Here is a 24,161-nt window from a genome sequence, read left to right as displayed (position 1 = left end):
TATTAAAGTGGATGTCTCCCTTCGTTTTTTCTCCTGACTGGATATTCTTGCTACACCGGAACAAATCGCGATATGCATTACATTCTGTTTAAACTCCAAGAGAAAGAAAGAGATGGGGCAAGATCTTTCAGTGAATATACCATTGCTAAATGGCTATTTGGGTCTAATTTCGCTCCCATCTCCAACCACTTTTTGTTAAATTTACAATCATTTCAAACATAGGAGGTCTAATGTCAATTTAAATCAACCGAATATAATATTCAGTTGCGGATTTTAGGAATGAAATCAATATTGAATTGATTGAATTATACTTTCAAAGACATCGTAAAACTTTTACACGGGCCATTCTTCCAATTTGAATGCAGAATCCCAAAACATCCACTCAAGCTTCGTGGCCATCTCAAAAGCTTGATGCATTGATTCTCTTTGAGAAGGACTTGATGACTCAGCCAATTTATCTGTTATCGATATCGCTTGATTTACAGAATTGGCGAAATCTTCCCCTGCATAGGTATCTATCCATTCCTTATAAGGATTTGAACTGGTAGCTACTTGAAGTTCATAAATGTAATCCCCTACCCTTTTATAAATCCAAAAACAAGGCAACACAGCCGCTAAAGCCACTTCCACATTGCTATATGCTGCATGATTCAACAAAAAATTGGTATAAAGTAAACAAGTAGGTGAAGGCTTGACATCATCTGGTACGCCCAAAGACTTGAAATATCCCTCGTGTAATGCCCTCTCCACGACTATAGCACCTGAAGCAAAATTTGAAAAAGCCAACACATCATCTAAATCTTTCATTCTTGATGAAATCGCACTTAAAGCCTTACCAAACTCACCCAAATAATAGGCATCTTGAGCCATGTAAAATTTAAATTTTTCCTTATCCAAGCTCCCATCTGTGAGCTGTTTGTTAAAATCCATGTCTAATATTTTTTGATAGACTGGTTGAATTCTATTCCATGCTTCATCACTCCACTTCATGAATAATTTGTTTTTGAGGATTGAAGAAATGATTTAGTGGCCCATTCCCTTGGCCAATATGTATAGCTCTACCCAGCAAAATAGCTTGGTAGATATAGTTTCTTGCTTTTAGCACTGCTTCTTGTAACTCTTCTCCTTTTGCTAATTCAGCTGCGATTGCTGAAGATAAAGAGCATCCTGTCCCATGCACATTTTTAGAGATGATTTTGGAATTTTCAAAAACTACAGACTTCCCATCATTTAAAATCAGCAAATCTTGTATCACATCCTTCTCCAAGTGACCTCCTTTAATCAATACTGCTTGATGATGCCTGGCATAAAGTGCCTCACCCGCTCTCTTCATCAATTCAAATGAATTAACTTCAAAATCACAAAGGATAGCAGTCTCATCTAAATTTGGGGTCAACAAGGTTGAAATCGGAAGCAAGAGCTCTTTGATTGTTGCTATGGTCTCTTCTTGAATCAGCCTATCTCCAGACGTGGCGACCATCACAGGATCAAACACAATTGGTATTGCCGTATCTTTTAGTCTATTTGCCAACACCTCCACTACTTCTGGTCTATCCAACATGCCAATCTTTATTGCCTTGGGAGGAATATCATCTAGAACTGCATCCAATTGATCAAGGATATGTGCTGCTGGTATACTATGTATACTTCTTACTCCTTTGGTATTCTGTGCTGTAGTAGCTGTCAGTACGGACATTCCATAACAGCCTAAAGCTGAAAAACTTTTTAAATCTGCTTGAATCCCTGCCCCACCACTACTGTCCGAACCAGCTATACTCAATACAGGTACATATGTTTTTTTCATTATATTAAATTTTTTAAACCCTTAGCGATTTCACTTTTGAAAGCGGCCGCAGCTGATGCGGGATCAGTCGCGCTGCATATCCCAGAGACTACAGCAAGACAATCAGCTCCTGAGGAGATTATTTGCGCAGCATTTTCTATCTTAATATTCCCAATAGCCACCAGTTTTTTATCAGTAAGCTTTCGTAGAGAACTCAACCCTTCCAAACCCCATTCTGAAACAGTGTCTACCTTGGTTGGGGTACTGAATATGGGACTTACCCCATAATACCATGCATCTTCTGCTCCCTCAGCTTTCAAGTCTTCAAATCGTTCTAAAGACAAACCTATGGGCATCTGCACTCCAACTCTATTTATAACAGCTGAAATTGACAAATCAGACTGACCCACATGTACCCCATCTGCGTCTACAGCTACAGCTACATCTATGTTATCATTGATAATTAATGGAATGCTATATTGTCGACAAATTCTCTTCAGCTTCATGGCTTTTTCAAAAAAAGCATCATTGTCAAGATGCTTTTCCCTAAGCTGTACAATATCGACTCCGCCTTTGATGGCTTCTTCCACCACCCAAAAGAAATCCCTTCCAAGACACGCAGCCTCATCTGTTACCAAATAAAGTCTATATGGAAATAATTTAGGCATGACTTCCTAGCTTGATGCTACGCTCGAGTACATCGGGCGTCAATTCATATAACGCATCATAAAAATGCAATTGAAGGGTTCCAGGACCCACAGCTTTCTCATACGCCATTTCTCCTGCCACGCCCATGACTGCCATCGCAGTCAATGTGGCCAAAAATGCATCCTTTTGACCACCTAGTATTGCGCCTATAATGGCTGTAGCAGTACAACCCATACCAGTCACCTTTGACATCAATGAGTTACCGTTACCTATGCTTGCCATTCGCTCTCCTTCTATCACGTAATCTATTTCACCTGATACACATACCACAGCTCCATATGCTTTAGACAACAACTTTGCAGCTGAAACGGCCTCATCTGAAGAGTTACTACTATCCACACCTTTACTGTTTATGCTTTCTTTTGCCAATGCCATGATTTCAGATGCATTACCTCTAATTACTGTGGGATGCTGCGAAAGAAGCCTACCAAGGACATCATTGCGATATGCTGAAGCTCCGGCACCCACTGGATCCAAAACCCATGGCTTATGATTATTATTGGCAAATGATGCAGCCTTCTGCATACTCTCAACCCAGTATGCATCTAAAGTACCGATATTGATAACTAATGAATGGATGATCTGAGACATGTCCGACATTTCTTCATGGGCATGTGCCATGATCGGAGACGCACCTATAGCAAGTAGGGCATTAGCCGTATTATTCATTACCACATAATTAGTAATCGACTGTACTAGTGTGGGGTTAGATTTGAAATTTTCGAATGTTTGAATTATTGACGCTTTCATAGGTTTAATTTTTAGGAGAAAAAAATTAGCGCGTCAACAAAGCCAGAAATCCCTCTTGTAAAAGGTTTGACTTACTTTTTCTTTCGTTGGTATTATCCAATTCAAGTTCGAAGGGTATGATCTCAGCCAGTTGGCACCCCTAAAGTTTTTCTCAACACTAAATTAACTATTATTTCCCCAAGTAATAAACTCTACTTCCTCTTTTTTAGACTTTCATGAAAATTAGAAAAGATGTAATACCAAGCTCGAAGGCTAAACTCCAAGAAATAGGGATATTCTAACTGCTTTTATTCCAAAACCCTACAAAAATTTAAATTATTACCTTATTGCCTAGATTATTTCAAAGAAATTTAAATAGTAACCATTTGATAACAATTTAATTTGGTACATTATGTTCCAATTATTTAATTTTAACAGCATTTTATAGATCATAAACCGTAAATAATTTCTCACCAAAAGCATAATTAATGAAAAAACATTTACAAAATTCACTTATTATTCTACTGATTCTCCTCTCAGGCATGACACAACTCATGGCTCAGACGACAGTAGTAGCAGGATGGACCTTTGGGTCTGTAGCAGGGAGCGAGTCCCCGCTTGCAAATCAAGGCACATCAAATAACTTGGGAGTAAGCGAAATCACCCTAACGAATGCGAATCCAACAGGATATGTAGCAGGATTCTCTGGTGGAAGGGCGATCACTTCTAATGGTTGGAATAATTTCACAGTAGAAAGATATTGGCAAATTACTGTCAATACCTCAGGGTATGAAAACCTCACCCTATCTTCTAGGCAGCAATCCTCTAACACTGGCCCAAAAGACTTCAAAGCTCAATACAGCCTTGACGGTAATTCATGGCAAGATATTCCTAACACACAAATCACTGTAGCCAACAACCTGACTACAGGCTTCTTGAATAAAATTCCATTACCTCAAGACCTAAACAATAGGGCATTGATCTACATCAGGTGGTTAAATACTTCTGATGTCTCTGTCAATGACGGCACTACTGCTGGAACTGGAACAAATAGAATAACTGAAATCTTTGTAGAGGGTGAGTCGTCTGGTGTTGTCCTTCCTGAAGCATCAGCTCCGACATTCAGTCCAAACGGTGGCAGCTTCGATGCAGCACAAGAGGTAAGTTTAAGCTCTTCAACTGTAGGTGCATCGATCTATTACACCCTAGATGGAAGCACTCCAAATCTAGGCAGCACAGTTTATACATCACCAATACTGATTTCAACAACCACTACAATCTCAGCTATTGCTATCGCGGATGGTTTTGAAGCTAGCGCAGTAGCTACAGCAGATTTCACAATAGACATTCCTACCATACCTTCATCAGGAATTCCATACACACAAAATTTTGCTCAATTTATAGACTTAACGTCTCCTGTAACCTCTTTCGGTGCAAATGAAGAATGGAGTTTTTCTGCGGGTGTATTAAACTATGCTGGACTTTTCGGTTCTGGCACTGCAGGTGGTTTCAGAGGTGGTGATGTATTGGGATACCAACATACTGGATCTTCAGGAATTTTCACCGCTACTTTGAGCCTAGAGAATACTACTGGACAAGTTATCAATAGCCTTGAGATATCCTACGTGGGGAAAACAGCAAGACTTGATCAAACAAGATTTCCAGAGTGGACCGTATCAGTAAATGGAGAAACATATGCGGATTTAAGTTATAGCACAAGTGTAGGGGAAGATATTACGATCACCTCAACCATAGCTGACCTTAATATACTTCCTGGAGAAGCAATCGAAATCATCTGGTCTTCTGACAGAGGTTTTAATGCTTCTGGAGGAAGCAGGCAGATCGGATTGGCACAAGTGAATATCAGCATTCCTGTAGTGCTTGAACCCATTTCATTCATCAATTGGGACTTTACAAATCAACCTGGTAATCAAGTATCTACAGCTGGAACAGTATTGGCACAAGGTGTAGAGGCAAGAGATTTTGCTAGAGGAAGTGGCATAAATCCAGCAGCAGCCGGGAATTCAATAAGTTCAAATGGCTGGAACGCAGGAGACAATAGGTATTTCACCTTTGGCTTTAACATCGCTCCAGACAAATTGATAGATTTGACTTTGTTACAAATTGGTTCTACCTCATCCAACACTGGGCCAAGAGACATGGCACTTACCTACAGTGGTGACGGCTTCAATGCACGACTAGCTGAGTGGACACATACAGGTACATTTGTAAATCAAGAAATTGACCTTTCTGGACTACAGAATCTAAGTGGTGATGTTGAGTTTAGAATCATAAGCACAAGCGACATTTCAGCAAATGGTGGAAGCATCGCTGCTGGTGGGACTGCAAGAGTGACAAATTTCTTCCCTGGAGCTTTACCAGTATCGTTCACTGGTATCATCAAAGATGCTGATGGGGTAATTGTCCCAAGGATAAATGTGAATCCTACCGAACTAAATTTTGGTGCAGTAAGCATCGCTGGAAATTCTCCAGTTCTAAGCTATGAATTATCTGCGGAAAACTTAGAGAATAATGTCAATGTAAGTGCAACTGCACCATACCTAGTTTCTAAAGATGGTAATAATTTTACAGCCAACTTAACTTACAGCGTCGAAGAGCTGATTGATGTACAAACAGTCTTTGTTCAACTTAGCAATGCAAATATTGGTAACTTCAACACTACAATAAGTCACCAAACAGCTGGAACACTTCCAGTTTCATTGAGTGTAAACGCCTCTGTGTTTGATCCATTCAATATTTCAGAAAACTTCAACAATACTTGCCCTAATCTTCCTGCTGGATGGGAAACGGTAAGTGTACTTGGAGATCAAATCTGGGAATGTACAACTTTTGGTCGAGCAGGTACTACACCTACAGCATCTGCACCTTTTGGTTTACAAATAAATGGCTTCGCTGGTGGTGCAGTATTGAATGAGGATTGGATTATTTCAGCGCCTTATGATTTAACAGGGTTTAATATTCCTTTGATGTCCTTCTGGAGCAGGGTTGCATTCCAAGGTCCAAGACTTAAGTTATTGATTTCTACAGATTACAACGGAGGAAATCCAAACAATTCAACTTGGACGGAGCTAAGTGATAGGTTTGCTTCAGCTGATCAGTGGACTTTCTCGGGTCAAGTAGACTTAAGTGCATACCTAGACCAAACAGTAAGAATTGCCTTCCTATATGAATCTTCTCCAGAGACTGGTGCAGCAAGATGGACATTGGATGATTTCGAGTTGATAAATTCAGATATCCCAGCAGAACCTTTCTTCTCTAATAACATCGGGAATGTAGATTATTGGCATTTTGGGATTGTACCTGTAGGCACAGTATCGAGCAATGTGAGGGCTTTCAACTTTGGACTTTCTAACCCTATAGCTGACCTCTCTATTTCAGCTGGAGAAGGATTTGAATTGTCAAAAGATGGTTCAAACTTCACAGCTGGCTTGACATATACCCTAGCCGAACTAGGAAGTCAACAGACAGTTCAAGTAAGATTTGCACCGCAAAGTGAGGGAGCTTTCGCCTCACCTATCAACTTCCAAAGTGGAGACATTGAAGTCACGAGGGGCTATTTGACAGGGTCTACAATCAACAAAGACAAAACCTTTGATGTAGTAAACTGGAACATTGAATGGTTTGGATCTACAAATTCAGGTCAAGGACCTACAAATGTTGACCAACAGTTACAAAATGTAAAAACAATCATCGAGAACTTAGATGCAGATGTATATGCATTCCAAGAGATTACCTCATTGAGTAAATTTACAGAACTGGCTGATGCACTTCCAGGCTATGGCATGGCAGTATCACCAGCGGCTTCAGCAGGTGGCGAATATGCAGAAGAAGCACAAAAGCTTACTTACCTATTCAAGCTTGCCACTGTAGACACTTTACAAACAAGGGTATTGCTACAAGATGTACCATCAAACCTACTTGTCAACTACCCTTCTACTCCAGACAGGTTCTGGGCATCAGGAAGACTTCCATATCTGATGGATATTAGGGCAAATATCGACGGGACTTCACAGCATTTCACTTTGGTAAACCTTCACACCAGATCAAATGGAGGAGGTGAAAGTGCCGCGAATCCACGATATGCAATGAGAAGGTATGATGTGAATGTTTTAAAAGATTCATTAGACACATACTATGCCGATGTCCCATTGATCATTCTAGGAGATTTCAATGACGATCTGGACGAAACTGTAGCAGATCAAACTGCCCCTACAGTAAATACTTCAGAGACTTCATTTATCAATTATATCAATGACTCAATTAATTATACGCCAATCACCATAAGCTTGAGCAATGCAGGGCTTAGAACTTTCCCTAGCTTCGAAAATGTGATTGATCATCAAATCATTTCGAATGAACTAGATGATCTATGGATAGTGAATTCAGAAAGAATTGTAGCTCCGTATGATTTGATTCCAAATTACAATACAACTACCTCGGACCACTTGCCGATTAAGACCAGGTTCCTATTCAAATGTAGCTTGGAAGCACCTTTAATATCGACTTCAACTAATGAAATATGCGCTGGTAGCAGTGTCACTTTTGAACTTGCAGGTGGATCTTTCTCAAGTGTAGTGGGTTGGGAAATCTCAACAGACGATGGTGCAACTTGGACGTTGATTGAGGGTACAGCAGAGCTATACAGCATTACACTTGAGACTATTGAAGAAGCAACTTTGATCAGAGCAATAGTTGATGCAGAGCTTTGCGAGCCAGTTGTAACATCAGCAGCGGAAATCAATGTGAGTTCATTGCCTCAACCTTTCATTTATTTTGAAAGCAGCAAACTCTTTACTTTAGAAGGTTCTTACACTTTCAAATGGTACAAGAATGGACAATTGATAGCTACTACAAGCATTAATGAGACTAGGATTCAAGGTGCTGGTGAATATACAGTAGAAATCTCTGATGAAAGTGGCTGTGCTGTGACTTCTGAAAAATTCTCTTTCCCTGTCAAAGGAAATTCTAATCAAATCAGAGTTTTTCCTAACCCTGCAAGACAGGTGGTAAATGTGGAACTTAGAAAAGTAGAAGGTCTACAGAACATTGAACTTAGGTCAGCTACAGGTTTGCTGATCGAGTCTCAACTTACGCAAGGAAATGGTTTGGTGCAGTTCAATACGTCAAGTTTGGCAGCTGGAATTTACCTTATCTACGTAAGAGAGCAGAATGGTGCTACTTCTGTACAAAGATTGGTAGTTCGATAAATCATTAATTTCAAACGAGTTAAAAGGTCAGCCTTCATAAGGCTGACCTTTTTTAATATTAGTACAGTTGCCTGATAGACGTGTTTCAGCATTTTTTTGTTTATTTGCGTAGCACAAAAAACAAAAGCATGTCCCCATTTGAAGAAATTAGGCCTTTTTACGATACGGAAGTAGATCAAGCTATAAAAGATATTTTAATGCATCCGATGCTGAAGGAGATGATGAATTTCACTTTTCCCGGTGTAAGTGATGACTATTGGAGGGACTTGATGTCACATTGCCATTCTATTAGAGATTTTCAGATCAATTTTATCTATCCTGGGGTGCAAAAAGTACTGGAGAAAAGCTCTGAAGGGCTGACCACTAGCGGCTTTGAAAATTTAGAAAAAAATGTATCCTATCTTTTTATTTCGAACCATCGGGACATAATTCTTGACACTTCACTCCTCAATGCCAGCTTGTACGAGCATGGTTTGTCTATGACGACCTCTGCAATTGGCGATAATTTGGTCAAAAAACCCTTTCTTAATACCCTTTCTCGACTAACTCGAAATTTCATTATCAAAAGAGGCTTACCTGCCAGGGAGTTGTTAGAGAGTTCCAAACTGACTTCAGCTTACATAAAGAACTCCCTTTTGAGAGAAAATAGGTCTGTATGGATCGCTCAAAGAGAAGGTCGAACCAAAGATGGTAATGATCAAACACATAAAGGTGTATTGAAAATGATATCAATGGCATCGGATGAAAACAATGCTATTGACTATTTTAAAAAATTAAACATCGTGCCAGTATCAATTTCTTATGAATATGATCCTACCGATATGCTCAAAATGCCAGAACTTCTTGCAAAAGCAAGATCAGAAAGCTATATCAAAGCAGAAAACGAAGATTTCATAACGCTACTCAGTGGAATCATGGGACAAAAAAAACGAATCCATATTCATATTGGAGAAGTGCTCAATGATCAAATAGCCCAAATAGGAAAAGAGGAATCAAATGGCAACAAGCAGTTTCAATTGATTGCAGACCTACTCGACCAACAAATCCTTAAAGGCTTTAAACTTTGGCCGAGTAACTATATCGCGCATGATTTACTTTTGAATACATCTACCTATCAAGCTAAATATTCACAAGAAGAGAAAGCATTGTTCGAAAGAAGGTTCCAAAAAGGTGTGGATACATCCAATCCAGTTGCATTCAAGAGCTACCTAGACATGTATGCCAACCCTGTCTTGAATAAAGCCAAAAACAACTAACCTCCATTCAATAAATTAGGAGGTTTGATTGATATTGGGTCACATTCAAATCAGTAGAAAAGCCACTATTAAAGTATTAGATTGGTAATGAAATTGAGAAATAAGTTCCTTGGTTGTCTTTTGATTCAATTGACATTGTTCCTGAAGCTTTATCCACTAGATGTTTGACTAAAGCAAGGCCAAAACCATAACCTTGCTCACCACTTGTCCCACCTGTGGATTTCGCTTGACCATCTAATATTTCTTCTATTCTCTTTTGACTGATACCAATTCCAGAATCTTTCACTTTCACTACCAAGAATCGCTTGTCTTCAGATTGCTCATTTATATCTAAAGCCACAGAGACTTCCCCATTTTCTTGAGTGAATTTGAGCGCATTGGAAATCAAGTTTCCAATGATTTGTAAAAGTTTGTTTTTAGGAAATGGCACATCCTCCATTCCTTCTGCATTGGAAACACTAAAACGAATCTTCTTGTGCTTTGCTTGGGCTCCAAACATATCTATGAGCTTTTGCTTCAATGTTTCCAAGCTATAAGCTATACTGTGGTTGATTTCTTGCGCTGCGACCTGCTGTTTTGGATAGTCTTGCGAAAGAATCTCATCTGCCAATTCTAACACAGAGCTACCACTTTTTTGGATCAAGTTAATAAAATCAAGAACCTCATCTAGTTGGTTATCTTTACCTTGATCTTGAATGATTTTCGCCAAACCAATAATCCCCCCAATAGGACCTCGAATATCATGTGCTACTTTTTTTTGATTCTGCTTTATCTCAAGCATCTTATTCTTAAGTTCGTTTACGGCTTTCATGATTTTAAGCCTGTTGACAATCTCATCAGCTATGATTTTGAGAAGTTCTATCTTTTCTTGAGAAAGCTCCCTTACATCATTGTCTAAAACACACAAGGCACCCAAGTTGTGACCTTCAGTTGTGGTAAGGGGAACGCCCAAATAATAAACCAACCTCTTATCCCCTTCCATATAAATACGGCTTTCAAATCTATGGTCTATTCTCAAATCTTTAACTTCAAAATATTCATTCTCCATCAAAGTATACTGACATACAGACTCTTCTCTGGGTGTTTGACCAGTTCCAATTCCATAACCTGATACAGACCATTGCGTAAAAGAATCTATAAGATTTATTAGAGAAATCTCTGTACCAGAAACTTTTGCAGCAAGTTTTGTTAGGTCTTTGAAGTGCTTTTCAAGATCGGTATAGTCTAAATCAAATTCAGAAAGTGATAGAATTCTATCAAACTCATTTTTGGGGATTGGCGGCTGATTAGGTGACATTAAAAGGCTGTTAATTTTAATTTATACTTGCATTTCAATCTTAAGATACGAACATTGTTTAAATCCAAAATATAAATTAGGTTTTTTTACCTGGAGATTCTAACAAAAGGATATTTAAATCCTTGCATTAGTTAAAGATCCCAAAACCAAGATTCTTTAAAATCCTCGCCTTCACTTCTTTGCTCAGTTCAAGATGTCCAGTGTAAACGTCGGTGATTTTTTCACAATACCTTTGGCCATTTTGCTTCATCAAAAAATTCCTTAGGGTTTTTTGATGATAAAATAACTTTGCGAGATATCCTGTGAATTTCAACTCTGGTAATAATCTTTCCTCTAATGCCTCTAGGTAGGCTTGCTCAGCTAAAGTTGGGGAATTAAAATTTTGTGCAATCGCCTTTCCAGCTAAACTCCCAGAGTATAGGGCGTTTGTGATACCTTCAGCTGTCAATGGATCTGCAAACCCAGCAGCATCGCCTGTCAGGAATACATTTTGCCGAACAAAACCGTCTGTTCTCGGTGAAACAGGAACTTGGAAACCATGTGCTTGCTCAGAAATCACTTCCTTGACCCCAAGCTTTTTCACATATTCGTGATAATATTCTCTTAAGTTAACTTTACGCTTTTCAAATGTCCCTACACCTACGGATAAGTGATTTTTCTTTGGGAAACACCAACCATAACCTTTGGGTATGGCATCAATATCAAACCTTGCTTCTTTGGATAACCTTTCAAAAGACTCTGAATCAACTTCAATTTCATATTCCAATGCTGGGATAGTCTTTCTAGTCTCCTTCCATCCAGCTAGCTTCGCAGTCGGCCCCATCACTCCGTCAGCCGCTATGAGGTATTTACATGAAATAGATCCTTGAGAAGTTATCAGCTGAATACTTTCTTGAAACTCTATGCCTTTGAGTTGATGATTTTCAAGAAGTATGGCTCCAAATTTCCCTGCTTCTTTTACAATCAGCTCATCGAAACTATCTCGCATAATCATGGTCACAATGGGGTAATCTCTTTTTGCGACTAGCGGGAGCTCCATATGATCAAAATATATATACAGATCATTGTAAGAACTCATGATTACATGATTGAAATCAAAAGGCAACATTTCCCTACCCCTAAATACCAAGCCACCTCCACAAGTCTTGTACCTTGGTAAAGATTCCTTCTCCAAGATTGCGACGCTCAAGCCTCCTTTTGCCGCTTCCAAGGCTGCCATTCCACCAGCAGGGCCAGATCCTACAACGACTACATCAAAGTTTTTCATGCCGAAATATAGCACAGAATAGCCTGATCATTGATATCAAAGCAAAAAAATAGACTGTCTCAACGATATCCAATTTGCTTGAATAACCTGAGACAGCCTGATTTAAAACTATCAAATCCAAATACTTATAGCATTAGGACTGGACAGTAAGTGTAATGTTTCTTGTTGTAGAGAAACCACTACTCGTTATTAATTCAAACTGGATCACCAATGCTCCAGGTGTAGTACCTTCTGGAATTTCATATTGAAATGTTTCGACCCTAGAGTCTTCCTTGTTCCAGCTATTGAAATCTATGGTACTCAAATTGGTAGCAGTTGTACCATTAAGCCTGTTCATTCTCAAAGATGTGGCGTTCTCATGTTCTGAATAGAAAGTCACGGTAAATGTGACTGTTTGCCCTACTGTGGGAGTAGTAGTATTGGCTGTCAAGTTAGCAATCGTTCCAACTGCGCCGACAATATCATACTCTGGCTCTACTTCTTCCAAAATACAGGAAGAAACCATCAAAGAAGCAAACAAACTGAAAGCTATATATATTAATTTTTTCATTTTTTTATTGTTTAAGAACCAACAAATTATCTATCCCAGAATATTCTATCCTGATTGGTAACAGAAGGAGTATTTGCAGAATTATTGACTACTTCTCTATTAGGATAAATAAATCTTCTAGGGAATGCTCCTTGAGTAGAATTGGTAGGTGAAGGAACTAAAGTAGGTATACCCGAAACTGTATTATTAGCATTTACAGGTGTAGACCTTCTCCAATCTGCCCAGGCTTCTGGCTGTAAGAAGAGATCTATATGCTTTTCTGTCATGATCTTTTCTAAAGTCAATGAAGTCGCTGTTTCACTTCCGAAAGCTGCAATATATTCAGCATGAGAAGCACCAGTAACTCTTTGAATAGAAGCCGCAACGGCGGTATTGAATGCAGTAGCAGCTCTTTCAGGAAGATTTGCACGAAGAGCCGCTTCGGCTTCAATAAACTTCAATTCAGAGAAGTTGAGTACAGGTGTAGGAGCCTCTCTTCTGTTCAGATAAGGACCAGGGATCACAGAACCTGTAGGTCTGGAGGTAGCGCCATTCGGTGTACCGATATATAGTCCACCCGTAGTTGCTGCCACGTAAAAAGGGAGTCTCGGATCATCAGTTCCCACAGCTACCCTATCTCTAAGCAAGTCAATCAATCTTTGACTGATGGCAACATTATTTTCACCGAATGTAGTTTGGAAGAATGGAAACCAAGGACCTGCAAACTCAGATCCAAATAGCACATTTGGTTGATCAGCATTAGAAGTGAATGTTCCTTCATCGATAGCTGCAAGCGTAGCTGTAGCTGAACCCGATGGGTCTACCTTGCTTAAGTGGTTATGAAACCTCGCTTTCATAGCCCTAGCTAGCATGATCCACCTAGGTCTTGAATTTGTTCTCCAAGCATTTTCATTATTTGCTCGATAGATCAAATCGTTTGTACTTGGGCTTGTAGTGCTTTCAGTATTGAGGTCAGCAATACCTTCATCAAGTAATTGAAAAACTCTTTGGTACAGCTCCTCAGCATTATCAAATGCTGGCTGCCTGTGTGCTTCTAGATCAAGCGCTTCAGAATATGGAATATCGTTCCAAAGGTCAACTGAATAACCTATGATGATAGCTTCCATGATTTTTGAAGTCCCTAAGTAATGGCTTGCACCAAGTTCCTCTGATTTCTCTTTTATGTTCTTAATATTGAGCAGACAGTTGGTATAGAATCTATTCCAAGTCGCATCACTCATATCAAGTACAAACGAATAATTATTGACTTGCTGCTGATCTCCAAGGACTCCTGTGAGGTATTGCATCAATATACTGGTAAACTGAGCAGCCTCTCCATTGATCCCATACACAAAGGATGCTGTCACTGCAGGATATATTACTTGAATAGATGCATCTGTCGCTTGATTCGGATTATCATTAATTTCATCAAATGGCTCACATGATACGAACACAAAGAGCAACATTAATATGGTTATTATTTTAATTTTCATCGCTTTCATGTTTTAAAGTTAAAAAGACATGTTTAAGGTGGCACCATAACTTCTCATGTTCGGTGTAGTAAATGCATCTACACCTACCAAGCTATTTGGTCCATTCAAATTAGTCTCTGGATCTATCCCACCGTAATTTGTAAACAGTAGTAAATTTCTTCCATAAACACCAACTGAGGCCCTGCTCATACCAAGCTTATTGGCCGCTCTGGAAGAAAGTCTATAAGACAAAGTGATGTCACGAAGCCTAACCCATGAGCCATCCTGCACCCATCTTTCAGCCAACTCTCTACCAACAGCCACAGCCGAACCTGAGCCTTGAAATGCTGCTTGATTCAATGCTACAGGAATATCATTTGGCTGACCATCATTGTCACCTCCTGGATTTTGGATAATACCACGATAGACAACCATCTTGTTTCTATCTAAAGTATGATCAGCAACTCCCGATCCATTACCCATCCAGAATGAGGTCACATTGACTACGTCTCCACCCTTTTTCAAATCCCAAAGCATTGAAAGGCTGAAGTTCTTGTAGTTGAAATTATTCCTCCAACCTATCAAGTAATCAGGGTTGGGATTTCCTACTTGTCTTTGCTCTGGGTCTAATATCGGAAACCCCTGAGGGTTGATGAGGATATCACCATTTTCATTTCTCAAGAAAGCATTTCCATAAAATACACCAAATTGCTCCCCAGGAATCAATCTACGCTGAATTCTAGCTCCAAAAACATTGTCAACTATCGGTTCATCGTTAGGAAGTGAGTTGACATAGTTTCTATTTCTGGTGAAATTAACTATCATATCCCAAGAGAAATCTCCTCTATCAAGGACGGTACCATTCAATACAGCTTCGATCCCTCTGTTTTGAATCTCACCAGCATTTGTCAATTGAGTAGTAAAACCTGTAGATGCTGGAATTGGAACTGAGACGATTTGATCACGGCTGACCGCATTGTAATACGTCACATCTATCCCTAGCTTGTTCTCAAACAACCTGATATCAGCTCCAATCTCCATGGTATTGGTAAATTCAGCTCTCAATCCAGAATTTCCTGCTGCTGAACTAAGCAACACTCCACCTACACCATCTAATGGAAATCTAACACCTCCTGCATACCTAGTACCCGTCGTTGCAACATTGTAAAAGGTTTCTGTGGTATAAGCAGGAGGAATATTTCCTGCACCAGCATAAGACCCTCTCAGTTTCGCATAACTGAACGTGTTGCTTTGAACATTCAATAAATCAGTAAGTACAACACTCAAGCCTGCACTACCATAAGTAAAAGACCTGTTACTAGAAGGTAAAGTTGATGCCCATTCATTCCTTGCAGAAAGCTCCAAAAACACAGAATTCAGATAACCCAAACTTGCTCTTCCAAAAACTGCTTGTGTCATTCTTCTAGCCTCTGTATTGGTGAAAACTGGGTTTTCTTGCGTATTTGCAATATTGAATAGTCCAGGAATGGCAAAGTTCCTTCCACTCATGTAGATCTGAGAATTATTGGTCGCAAAAACATTGTGTCCAACTAAGAAAGTTGAAGAAAACTTTTCATTCCAATCCTTATTTGCAGAAATGATGAAGTCTGAATTGATGATACGATCTGTATAATTATCTTCAACAATTCTTCCCCCTAATGCACCACTCGCTGCCACAGCATCCCCACCGGCAGATGAAGGAGCCCAGATTTGAGTTCTATCTTCATTTGCAAAATCAAAACCCAAACGGTGTGTAATAGTCAACCATGATGTAGGTGTAATTTCAGTAAGTAAATAAGAAATAAACCTGTTGACATTATCATTGTAAGGATTATTATTTACCGTCCAAAATGGGTTATCCGGGCTAAATGGCTGAGAGCCATCAAGTGCACCTCTAAAGTTTCTTTGAATACCACTTGGATAGACAAAACCTGCAGAATTGTCAAATGAAGGTGGTGTTCTATACAAACCTTGAATCGCATCCGAGAAGTTATCACCTCTACCAAACTTGGTACTTCTACTGTTTACATAATTTACAGACCCTCCAATCTTAACCATTTCGCTAAGTTTGGAATCTGCTGTAAGTTTAAATGAAGTTCTGTTGAATGTATTGTTTGGGATGATACCTTCTTGGTACATGTTACCTATAGAAAGATAAAAGCTTGATTTATCATTGGAAGAAGATACAGCTACGTGAGAATCGTTGGTAAAACCATTCTGAAAAAACAAACGCTGATTATCATACACAGGTACTCTTGGACCTGCGTTTGGATGATTCATATCCACAATAGTACCTCTAGGATCTTTTACAGAAGCTGTTGTCTCATCATATCTCAAAGTGGAGATAGGTGCTCCATAGTGATTGAACGTAGTACCTCCATTATAAAGGCCATTATCTCCTTGGCTATAGGTAAGTTGCGCAGGAAAATAGTTCATAATCCTATCCGTAGAAGTATTTGTCGCTATATCTACAGTGAAGCCCTTCTTTTTTGAACCTTTCTTAGTGGTAATAAGCACCACTCCAGTTGCTCCTTGAATACCATACAATGATGTTGCTGCTGGTCCCTTCAGAACAGAGATACTCTCAATATCATTAGGGTTAATGTCTATGGCTCTATTTGCATTATCTACTCCAGTGGAAGAGCCAGTAGAAGACCTGAATGCATTATTGATGGGAACACCATCTACTACAAAAAGTGGTTGATTCTGTCCAGAAATAGACTGAATACCTCTAATGACAATACTAGAACCAGCACCTGCTGAACCACCTTGTCGAGTCACTTGTACACCTGCCACTTTTGCGTTGAGGGCATCTACAACGTTTTGTTCTCTTGAAGCTAAAATTTCAGAGGAGCCTACTTCCTGCTGAGAAAAAGCTAGTTTTTTCTTTTCTTGGGTCAAACCAAATGCAGTTACAACTACCTCAGATAGTTGAGACACATCTGGTGACATTTCCACGTTTATAGTACTTCTATTTCTAATGGCTACATTTTGTCTTTCAAAACCTATATATGAGAACTCTAATGTCCCATTTCCTGAAGGCACCTGTATTTCAAAAGTACCATCTATATCTGTGACTGCACCAGAAGTCGTACCTTGTATCAAAATACTCACTCCTGGTAACGGCTCTCCGTCTTCTTTCGATGTCACTACTCCTCTCACTGTCATTTGCTGTGCATGCAAGGTATGGGCACACAGCAATAAAATCAGTAAGCACAAACTACTCGTAAATTTTCTGATCATGTAATCTCTTTTAAAGGGTTAATAAATAGATTTTAATTGTTTCAAAAATTTCCTGACTATTTTCCGCACGAGCATCTCCTAACATCACCCTATTTTCAAAAAAACAAGGCATGGTTGTTATGAACAAGTTGATTAATAGAATGGAAATTTTTGGGAATTGGTAATTAATAAAACCGAAATATAAAATTTCAGACCGACTGACAAATCCACAGCATAGATTATCTAAATCGTTTATGAATTATCTAATAAATCTTAATATCATTGAAATTTGTGAGTTGACAAATTCCTAACGCTCAAGTCTTAACACCTGAAATAACCGACGGAAAATCATCAATTCTTGCATATAAATTAATTAATTCTGCAATTCAACATTAGAAATATACTCATTTATCTAAAAAAAAACGAAATTATGGCAAAAAATCCATTTGCTGTCTTCAAACAAAAGAATAGTCAAACTTCTACATTTAGGTATATGACCTTACAAGGAAAGATATAAAAAGTTGCGTTAAAGAAAATATAGAATCTCATAACTACCTGCTCAATGAAAACTTAGCTGATAAATAAGAATCTGGTTTAAGTAAGGTTTACTCCAAACTTATTTCTGATAGCGCAAATGTGTAAAATCAAATATTGATACCTACCCTTTTTGACCTTTCCAGGCTAGACCTAATTCTAATCCTCTCAGTTCAGCTAATCCTTTTAACCTACCAATGCCAGAATATCCTGGATTGGTTAACTTAGATAAATCATCTAACAGCTGATGGCCATGGTCAGGCCTCATTGGGAGAGATTCTTTTCTATTGGCTTGACATTGCAGCAGTTCATAGACAACTTCTTCCATCGGAACGTCTCCGTCCAGGTGATCAGCTTCGAAAAAATTACCTAAATCATCCCTTTTGGTACTTCTAAGGTGAATGAAATGAATTCTATCACCGAAAGTTCTGACCATTTCTGGCAAATCGTTGGATCCCAATACACCGAACGACCCTGTACAAAAAGTCAATCCATTGCTCTGGTTTGGATTTGCATTCAAAATCCGCTTGATATCTGAGGCATTACTTACCACTCTAGGTAATCCAAAAATGTCAAAAGGAGGATCATCAGGGTGAATCGCTAACCTAACACCATTATCAGCTGCAGTAGGAATGATTTCATTCAAAAACAATGATAAATTTGCAGCAAGTCTATCATGGTCTATCTCTTTATAAGCGTCCAGGGCCTCTTGAAATTGTGTTAAACTATAACCCTCTTCAGAGCCAGGAAGTCCTTTGATCACATTGCTCACTAGCTGCTCTATGTCTTTCTCATCTAGTTTTTCCAAATAGGCTAATGCACGATCAAGCTGATCTTTGGTATAGGATTTTGAACTTCCAGGTCTTTTTAAAATAAAATGGTCAAACGCAACCACTGCATCCATTTCAAACCTCAAAGCCTTCGCTCCATTTGCCAAAGTATAAGCCAAATCAGTCCTAGTCCAATCTAAAATCGGCATAAAATTATAGCAAACAGTTTTGATATTTTGAGAGGCCAAGTTGATCAGGCTTTGGCGATAGTTCTCAATATAAACCTGAAAATCTTCTTGACGGGTCTTAATATGTTCATGCACTGGAACCGACTCCACTACATCCCATGTTAATCCCGATGACTCAATTAGCACCTTTCGTTCTTGAATGTCCTCAACAGGCCAAACTTCTCCATTAGGAATATGGTGAAGCGCTGATACTACACCAGTGGCCCCAGCTTGTCTGATATCTGATAAGGAAACTGGATCATTAGGGCCATACCAACGCATGGTTTGCTTCATCAAGAATTGCTGACTCATCTTTTCAAATTTGTTTTTAGGAGTTCGAAGGTAAAAATATTCTCATTTTCTTTGACCTTAATATTACAATCTTGTGCAATCGTTTCCGATTTTTTTGTGCATATTTAAGCTTGCAGGCAAGAAAAGTATTAATTAGCACTCATGTCAGAGATAACCATCAAATACTTGGCGGAAAAGTTAAACCTCGCCTCCTCGACTGTTTCAAGAGCTCTGAACGATAGCCATGAAATCAGCGACAAGACCAAAAAGCGCGTGCTTGATTTGGCTAAGTCACTCAACTTTCAACCTAACGCAAACGCAAGGAGCTTGCGTGAGCAAAAAAGTAAAACCATTGGTGTAATCGTACCAGACCGTGTCAACAATTTTTTCAACCTTGTAATAGAAGGACTAGAAACGGTATGTAGAGAAGAAGGATATAGTCTCATTGTCTACAATTCCTACGAAGATGTGGAGCAAGAAAAGAAAATCGTATACAGCCTCCTTGGTGGAAAAGTTGATGCTATAGTTATTTCCCTAGCTGACGAAGAAAAAGAAGTGCAGCACTTAGAATGGTTGCGAGAAAAAAACATTCCAGTAGTATTTTTTGATCGCGTTGCGCAAAATGTAGCAGGCATCAAGTACACCACAAATGATTTAGAGTCAGCTTATCATGGAACAAAGCATCTATTAGATCAAGGATGTAAAAAAATAGCTTTTCTTGGCTTATCAAATACCAGTAGTGTTGGAAAGGCAAGAAAAGAAGGGTTTATCAAAGCACACAATGAAAAAGGGTTACCCTATGATAAAACCCTTTTGATCGGCTTTGGACATGATGATGTTGAAAATCAAAAATCATTAGAAACGCTATTTTACAAAATCAGTAGACCTGATGGTGTTTTGGCCGCTGCAGAAAAGTTAGGGATTGCCACTTTTAGGGCATTGCATAAATTGAGAATAAAAATTCCTTATCAAGTGAAAGTAGTAAGCTTTACGAATATGCAGTTCGCTGATTTATTATCCCCTTCTTTGAGTACGATCGCTCAACCAGCTTTTGAGCTCGGTAGCGCCTGTGCCAAGGAACTTATCAAGGGTTTGAAAAATAAAGACATTGATTTGTTTGAAGATAAAAAGATCGAACTTCCTTCAAAGCTTACCATTAGGGAAAGCTCAAAATAACTGGAATCGATTGCATAAAAAGCAGCCATTTGCAGACTCGAATCAATCAATTTTCCCGAAATTCAAATAAAATTTTAGCACAAAAAAGAGAAATAAATATCATAAAATGAAAGGAATAAAAGGTAAAGTAGCCATTGTCACAGGAGGGTATGGTGTATTGTGTGGATCCATGGCCAAAGCACTTGCAATAGCTGGTGCCAAAGTAGTGATCATGGGGAGAAGCAAAGAAAAAGCAGAGACTTTTGCTGAAGAAATCAACAAAACTGGAGGCGAAGCTATTGGTGTTCCTGCTGATGTCTTAGATAAAGCCTCCTTAGAAGATGCTTACAAGGTTATAAAATCAGCCTGGGGAACGTGTGACATTCTTATCAATGGGGCAGGTGGAAATCACCCCGATGGCATTACTGACAAGCCTTACCTTCTCAAAGAAGATCTAGAAAATGAGTCCATAAAAACTTTCTTTGATTTAGATACAGTGGGGTTCAAGCATGTTTTTGATTTGAACATGTTAGGTACACTTCTACCCACACAGGTTTTTGCCAAAGACATGATAGGTAAAAATGATTGCTCAATTGTAAATATCTCATCTTTGTCTGCAATCAAACCATTGACAAAAGTATCTGCATACAGTAGTGCAAAGGCCGCAATCTCCAATTTTACCCAATGGCTAGCGATACATTTTTCTAAAACAGGCATAAGGGTCAATGCCATTGCTCCTGGATTCTTCTTGGCAGATCAAAACAGGGCACTATTGACCAATGAAGATGGTAGTCTCACTGCGAGAGGACAGCAGATCATCAATCAAACCCCTTTAGAAAGATTTGGAAATCCAGAGGACTTATCTTCTACACTTTTGTGGCTCCTTGATCCTTCTTCGGCTTTTGTGACTGGCGTTGTTGTACCAGTTGACGGAGGGTTTTCAGCTTATGCTGGCGTATAGCTAAACCTAAAAAAGAATAGAGGCTGTCAAATTAAATTGGCAACCTCTTTCTATTATATTTAACAAGTAGATTATTATATCTTACTCACCTTCTGGGTCACCAGGAACTGGTACTACTAGTACATAAGCACCAGGGTTCAATCCAGAAGTAACTCCTAAATTCTCTCCATCTTCATCAGTGGCTTCATATTCATAAGCAACACAATCACCATCTGTATTTCTTTCTACCACATAGCTTACCACGTAAGACAGCTCTTCATTCAAGCTTACCAAGAATTCAATTGTGCCATCAAGACTCAATTCTGACATTTCTTGTGACTCAAAGTAAATATCACCTGAAGTATATTCCATAACTTCAAAATCGACAACCACCCTTTCGCCTTCTTCATCCAAATAAGTAATTGTCACTGCATCTGCATCCCATTCTGAATCTTCTGAATAAATGTTTTCACCAGCCTCATCTTGAGCCACTACACGAAATGCATTCAAAGTCTGATCCTGACAAGGATTTTCATCATCATTACAACTAAAGAAGGCAAAAGTACATGCCAAGGCGATTAATAATAGATTGGTCTTTCTCATGATTAATTTTCTTTTTGATTTGTTTGAAATTCAATTTTTGAGCGCTCACATTTGCCTAGACGCCATGAAACTTCAAAGTGCTACAAGAAAAATTAAAATAATTCAACATAAAAGCATAACTAACCCATTATCAGCATAGTTAACTGTAAAAAAATTGTTTAATTTTTTTAAAAAATAGCATGATTCATATGCCAACTATCATAATTAAAGGCATATCCCCTTCTAACTATCTTCAAAACATAATCAAATCTCTATTAGATCGAAATCCAATGAAAACACACTATTAAAATAGTTATATATTTTATAATTAAAACCATAAATTATATAAACCCAATCATAATTTAAAAGATAGCTTTGGCTAAGTTATCATATCTTACAAGCAAGCAAATTTCCATATTCGAATCGCAATCGATTTCGTAATTGTCTCTTGTTATCATCGCTTTTTTATAAATTATTTTCAATCTTGTACTTCGAATTAACAAAACTCAAATCTATATGATCTTAAAAAAACTATATCCTATATGTTTTATCTTGCTTTTAGGTTTAACCTCGCAAACATGCAATAGTGAAGACCCTGTTGAAGAAGATGGCTGGGTTTCACTTTTCGATGGTCAAAGTCTCGATGGATGGAAAGCTGTAATGGGAAAAGCAGATTTCGAAATTAAGGATGGAGAAATTGTCGGCACTGCAGTGTATGGCACGCCAAATACTTTTTTGATTACTGAAGAGACGTTTGAAGATTTCATTTTGGAGTTTGAACTTAAAATCAACCACATTTCTTCTAACTCTGGAGCCATGATTAGAGGTCAATTCGACGAGGCAGCAAGAGATGGCCAAGGATTGGTCTACGGATACCAAATCGAAGCTGATCCATCAGAAAGAGCATGGTCAGGCGGACTATATGATGAAGCAAGAAGAGGATGGCTATACCCACTTGAGCTGAACCCAGAAGCAAAAAGTGCTTTCAAAATGGGAGAATGGAATAAATACAGAATAGAAGCTATAGGAAACGAAATAAAATCTTGGATCAATGGTCAGGAAGTAGCGTATGTAGTTGATGATATGGACAGCAGAGGATTCATAGGCCTACAGGTACACTCAATCTATGATGAAGCTCATGCTGGTGAAAAAACTTACTTCAGAAACATCAGAATCCAAACAGAGAATCTTAACCCGCAACCATTTGAAGGTGATGTATTTGTAGTAAACACTGGCTTCAATAAGCTTACAGATTATGAAAAAGAAAATGGTTGGAAACTACTTTTTGATGGAGAATCTTCAGAAGGCTGGAAAGGTGCTTATAGAGCCGATTTCCCAGACAAAGGATGGCATACCAAAGATGGCATCTTGATGGTAGAAGCATCTGATGGCTCTGAATCTATGAGCTTTGGAGATATAGTGACAAAAGATAAGTTTAGTGCTTTTGACTTGTCGTTTGATTTCAATTTTTCGGAAGGAGCCAATAGTGGCGTAAAGTATTTTGTAACCCTTTCAGAAGGAAACAAAGGATCAGCTATAGGCCTAGAATATCAAATCTTAGACGACAAAAGACATCCAGATGCTAAAAATGGTCGCGACGGTAATAGAACATTGGCATCATTGTATGATCTCAAGACAGCTGATAAGCAAGATAGATTTGTCAAAAAACCAGGAGAATGGAATCACGGAAGGATTGTAGTGTATCCTGACAATAAAGTAGAACACTATCTAAATGGTGTAAAAGTATTAGAATATGTCCGAGGATCTGAAGAATACAGAGATCTCGTAAGCCAGAGTAAATACAAAGTATGGGAGAACTTTGGAGAGGCTGAAGAAGGACACATTTTACTTCAGGATCACGGTGATGAAGTGAAATTTAAGAACATAAAAATTAAAGAGCTCAAATAGTTTTAATAAACATTGAGCTGTATAAAAATCAATAACCAACCACTAACAATTATCGTTTGAATTATGGCTCTATGGAAACGTAGAGCCATTTTTTGTTCATGCTTTAAAAAGGCTGAAATTAGACCTTCCTATTTTCGCCAAATCCCTCCGAATACATTTGGATGGATTTGTGTTGCACCACTTACAAAGAATTAACATACTTTGACATACCTATCTATACCAGAGCACGTTTAACAATCATTGATTGTAAAGCAGATAAGCCA

General features: G+C 38.6%; 16 protein-coding genes and 1 riboswitch. Of the genes, 5 read left to right on the top strand and 11 right to left on the bottom strand.

The features are described from left to right. Positions 1–333: 333 nt before the first annotated feature. From tenA to thiM, 4 genes are read right to left on the bottom strand one after another with little or no spacing between them, the layout of a single operon-like run. On the bottom strand, positions 334–990 hold the full coding sequence (gene tenA / locus MM239_RS07900; protein WP_241347658.1) for a thiaminase II: 657 nt from the start codon (positions 988–990) through the stop codon (positions 334–336). After that, positions 977–1,804, bottom strand: coding sequence for a bifunctional hydroxymethylpyrimidine kinase/phosphomethylpyrimidine kinase (gene thiD, locus MM239_RS07895; protein ID WP_241347657.1), 828 nt, complete (start codon positions 1,802–1,804; stop codon positions 977–979). The genes tenA and thiD overlap by 14 nt, the downstream gene beginning before the upstream one ends. Beyond that, positions 1,804–2,451: a thiamine phosphate synthase gene (thiE, locus tag MM239_RS07890; protein ID WP_241347656.1), complete on the bottom strand. Its 648-nt coding sequence runs from the start codon at positions 2,449–2,451 to the stop codon at positions 1,804–1,806. The genes thiD and thiE overlap by 1 nt, the downstream gene beginning before the upstream one ends. Further along, positions 2,444–3,241 carry a hydroxyethylthiazole kinase gene (thiM, locus tag MM239_RS07885; RefSeq protein ID WP_241347655.1) on the bottom strand — a complete coding sequence of 266 codons (798 nt, stop codon included), beginning with the start codon at positions 3,239–3,241 and terminating at the stop codon, positions 2,444–2,446. Before thiM ends, thiE begins: the two co-directional genes overlap by 8 nt. A gap of 61 nt (positions 3,242–3,302) precedes the next feature. Then, a riboswitch (TPP riboswitch) is annotated at positions 3,303–3,392 on the bottom strand. Between the two features lie 316 nt (positions 3,393–3,708). Here thiM and MM239_RS07880 point away from each other — a divergent pair. Together MM239_RS07880 and MM239_RS07875 are read left to right on the top strand one after the other, a co-directional pair. Next, positions 3,709–8,448, top strand: a complete 4,740-nt coding sequence (locus MM239_RS07880; protein WP_241347654.1) for a chitobiase/beta-hexosaminidase C-terminal domain-containing protein — start codon at positions 3,709–3,711, stop codon at positions 8,446–8,448. A gap of 128 nt (positions 8,449–8,576) precedes the next feature. Further along, entirely contained in the window at positions 8,577–9,704 is a 1,128-nt protein-coding gene (locus MM239_RS07875) for a 1-acyl-sn-glycerol-3-phosphate acyltransferase (protein ID WP_241347653.1), read from the top strand. Positions 9,705–9,780: 76 nt separating this feature from the next. Here MM239_RS07875 and MM239_RS07870 read toward each other — a convergent pair whose 3' ends face one another. The 6 genes from MM239_RS07870 to uxuA form a co-directional block, all read right to left on the bottom strand. After that, positions 9,781–11,001 (bottom strand): GAF domain-containing sensor histidine kinase, encoded by a 1,221-nt coding sequence (locus tag MM239_RS07870; RefSeq protein WP_241347652.1) that lies wholly within the window; start codon positions 10,999–11,001, stop codon positions 9,781–9,783. 127 nt (positions 11,002–11,128) lie between these two features. Then, entirely contained in the window at positions 11,129–12,268 is a 1,140-nt protein-coding gene (locus MM239_RS07865; protein WP_241347651.1) for a geranylgeranyl reductase family protein, read from the bottom strand. A 133-nt stretch (positions 12,269–12,401) separates the two neighbouring features. Beyond that, entirely contained in the window at positions 12,402–12,818 is a 417-nt protein-coding gene (locus MM239_RS07860) for a hypothetical protein (RefSeq protein ID WP_241347650.1), read from the bottom strand. A 26-nt stretch (positions 12,819–12,844) separates the two neighbouring features. Then, on the bottom strand, positions 12,845–14,290 hold the full coding sequence (locus MM239_RS07855) for a SusD/RagB family nutrient-binding outer membrane lipoprotein (protein ID WP_241347649.1): 1,446 nt from the start codon (positions 14,288–14,290) through the stop codon (positions 12,845–12,847). 18 nt (positions 14,291–14,308) lie between these two features. Next, a complete protein-coding gene (locus tag MM239_RS07850) occupies positions 14,309–17,512 on the bottom strand; it encodes a SusC/RagA family TonB-linked outer membrane protein (protein WP_241347648.1) in 3,204 nt (1,067 codons plus the stop codon). A 637-nt stretch (positions 17,513–18,149) separates the two neighbouring features. Beyond that, entirely contained in the window at positions 18,150–19,334 is a 1,185-nt protein-coding gene (gene uxuA, locus MM239_RS07845) for a mannonate dehydratase (RefSeq protein ID WP_241347647.1), read from the bottom strand. A 141-nt stretch (positions 19,335–19,475) separates the two neighbouring features. On the opposite strand from uxuA, the gene MM239_RS07840 reads away from it, so the two are divergent. Together MM239_RS07840 and MM239_RS07835 are read left to right on the top strand one after the other, a co-directional pair. Next, positions 19,476–20,489 (top strand): LacI family DNA-binding transcriptional regulator, encoded by a 1,014-nt coding sequence (locus MM239_RS07840; protein ID WP_241347646.1) that lies wholly within the window; start codon positions 19,476–19,478, stop codon positions 20,487–20,489. Between the two features lie 106 nt (positions 20,490–20,595). Beyond that, positions 20,596–21,429 carry an SDR family oxidoreductase gene (locus MM239_RS07835; RefSeq protein ID WP_241347645.1) on the top strand — a complete coding sequence of 278 codons (834 nt, stop codon included), beginning with the start codon at positions 20,596–20,598 and terminating at the stop codon, positions 21,427–21,429. A gap of 81 nt (positions 21,430–21,510) precedes the next feature. Here the strand turns inward: MM239_RS07835 and MM239_RS07830 are convergent, their stop codons facing one another. Then, positions 21,511–22,011, bottom strand: coding sequence for a hypothetical protein (locus tag MM239_RS07830; protein WP_241347644.1), 501 nt, complete (start codon positions 22,009–22,011; stop codon positions 21,511–21,513). Positions 22,012–22,509: 498 nt separating this feature from the next. Here MM239_RS07830 and MM239_RS07825 point away from each other — a divergent pair, with 498 nt between their 5' ends. Next, positions 22,510–23,898 (top strand): 3-keto-disaccharide hydrolase, encoded by a 1,389-nt coding sequence (locus MM239_RS07825; protein ID WP_394801499.1) that lies wholly within the window; start codon positions 22,510–22,512, stop codon positions 23,896–23,898. The last annotated feature ends 263 nt before the right edge of the window (positions 23,899–24,161 follow it).

The organism is Belliella filtrata (assembly GCF_022549775.1).
Lineage (GTDB): Bacteria > Bacteroidota > Bacteroidia > Cytophagales > Cyclobacteriaceae > Belliella > Belliella filtrata.
This window is presented reverse-complemented; position numbering and strand designations above follow the sequence as displayed.

Bases quoted from the DNA above. Each gene is read 5' to 3' on its own strand.
- MM239_RS07875 (WP_241347653.1), top strand. From the start codon at position 8,577: ATGTCCCCATTTGAAGAAATTAGGCCTTTTTACGATACGGAAGTAGAT.
- MM239_RS07840 (WP_241347646.1), top strand. From the start codon at position 19,476: ATGTCAGAGATAACCATCAAATACTTGGCGGAAAAGTTAAACCTCGCC.
- thiE (WP_241347656.1), bottom strand. From the start codon at position 2,451: ATGCCTAAATTATTTCCATATAGACTTTATTTGGTAACAGATGAGGCT.
- MM239_RS07835 (WP_241347645.1), top strand. From the start codon at position 20,596: ATGAAAGGAATAAAAGGTAAAGTAGCCATTGTCACAGGAGGGTATGGT.
- MM239_RS07865 (WP_241347651.1), bottom strand. From the start codon at position 12,268: ATGAAAAACTTTGATGTAGTCGTTGTAGGATCTGGCCCTGCTGGTGGA.
- MM239_RS07860 (WP_241347650.1), bottom strand. From the start codon at position 12,818: ATGAAAAAATTAATATATATAGCTTTCAGTTTGTTTGCTTCTTTGATG.
- tenA (WP_241347658.1), bottom strand. From the start codon at position 990: ATGAAGTGGAGTGATGAAGCATGGAATAGAATTCAACCAGTCTATCAA.
- uxuA (WP_241347647.1), bottom strand. From the start codon at position 19,334: ATGAGTCAGCAATTCTTGATGAAGCAAACCATGCGTTGGTATGGCCCT.
- MM239_RS07855 (WP_241347649.1), bottom strand. From the start codon at position 14,290: ATGAAAATTAAAATAATAACCATATTAATGTTGCTCTTTGTGTTCGTA.
- MM239_RS07830 (WP_241347644.1), bottom strand. From the start codon at position 22,011: ATGAGAAAGACCAATCTATTATTAATCGCCTTGGCATGTACTTTTGCC.
- MM239_RS07880 (WP_241347654.1), top strand. From the start codon at position 3,709: ATGAAAAAACATTTACAAAATTCACTTATTATTCTACTGATTCTCCTC.
- MM239_RS07870 (WP_241347652.1), bottom strand. From the start codon at position 11,001: ATGTCACCTAATCAGCCGCCAATCCCCAAAAATGAGTTTGATAGAATT.
- MM239_RS07850 (WP_241347648.1), bottom strand. From the start codon at position 17,512: ATGATCAGAAAATTTACGAGTAGTTTGTGCTTACTGATTTTATTGCTG.
- thiD (WP_241347657.1), bottom strand. From the start codon at position 1,804: ATGAAAAAAACATATGTACCTGTATTGAGTATAGCTGGTTCGGACAGT.
- thiM (WP_241347655.1), bottom strand. From the start codon at position 3,241: ATGAAAGCGTCAATAATTCAAACATTCGAAAATTTCAAATCTAACCCC.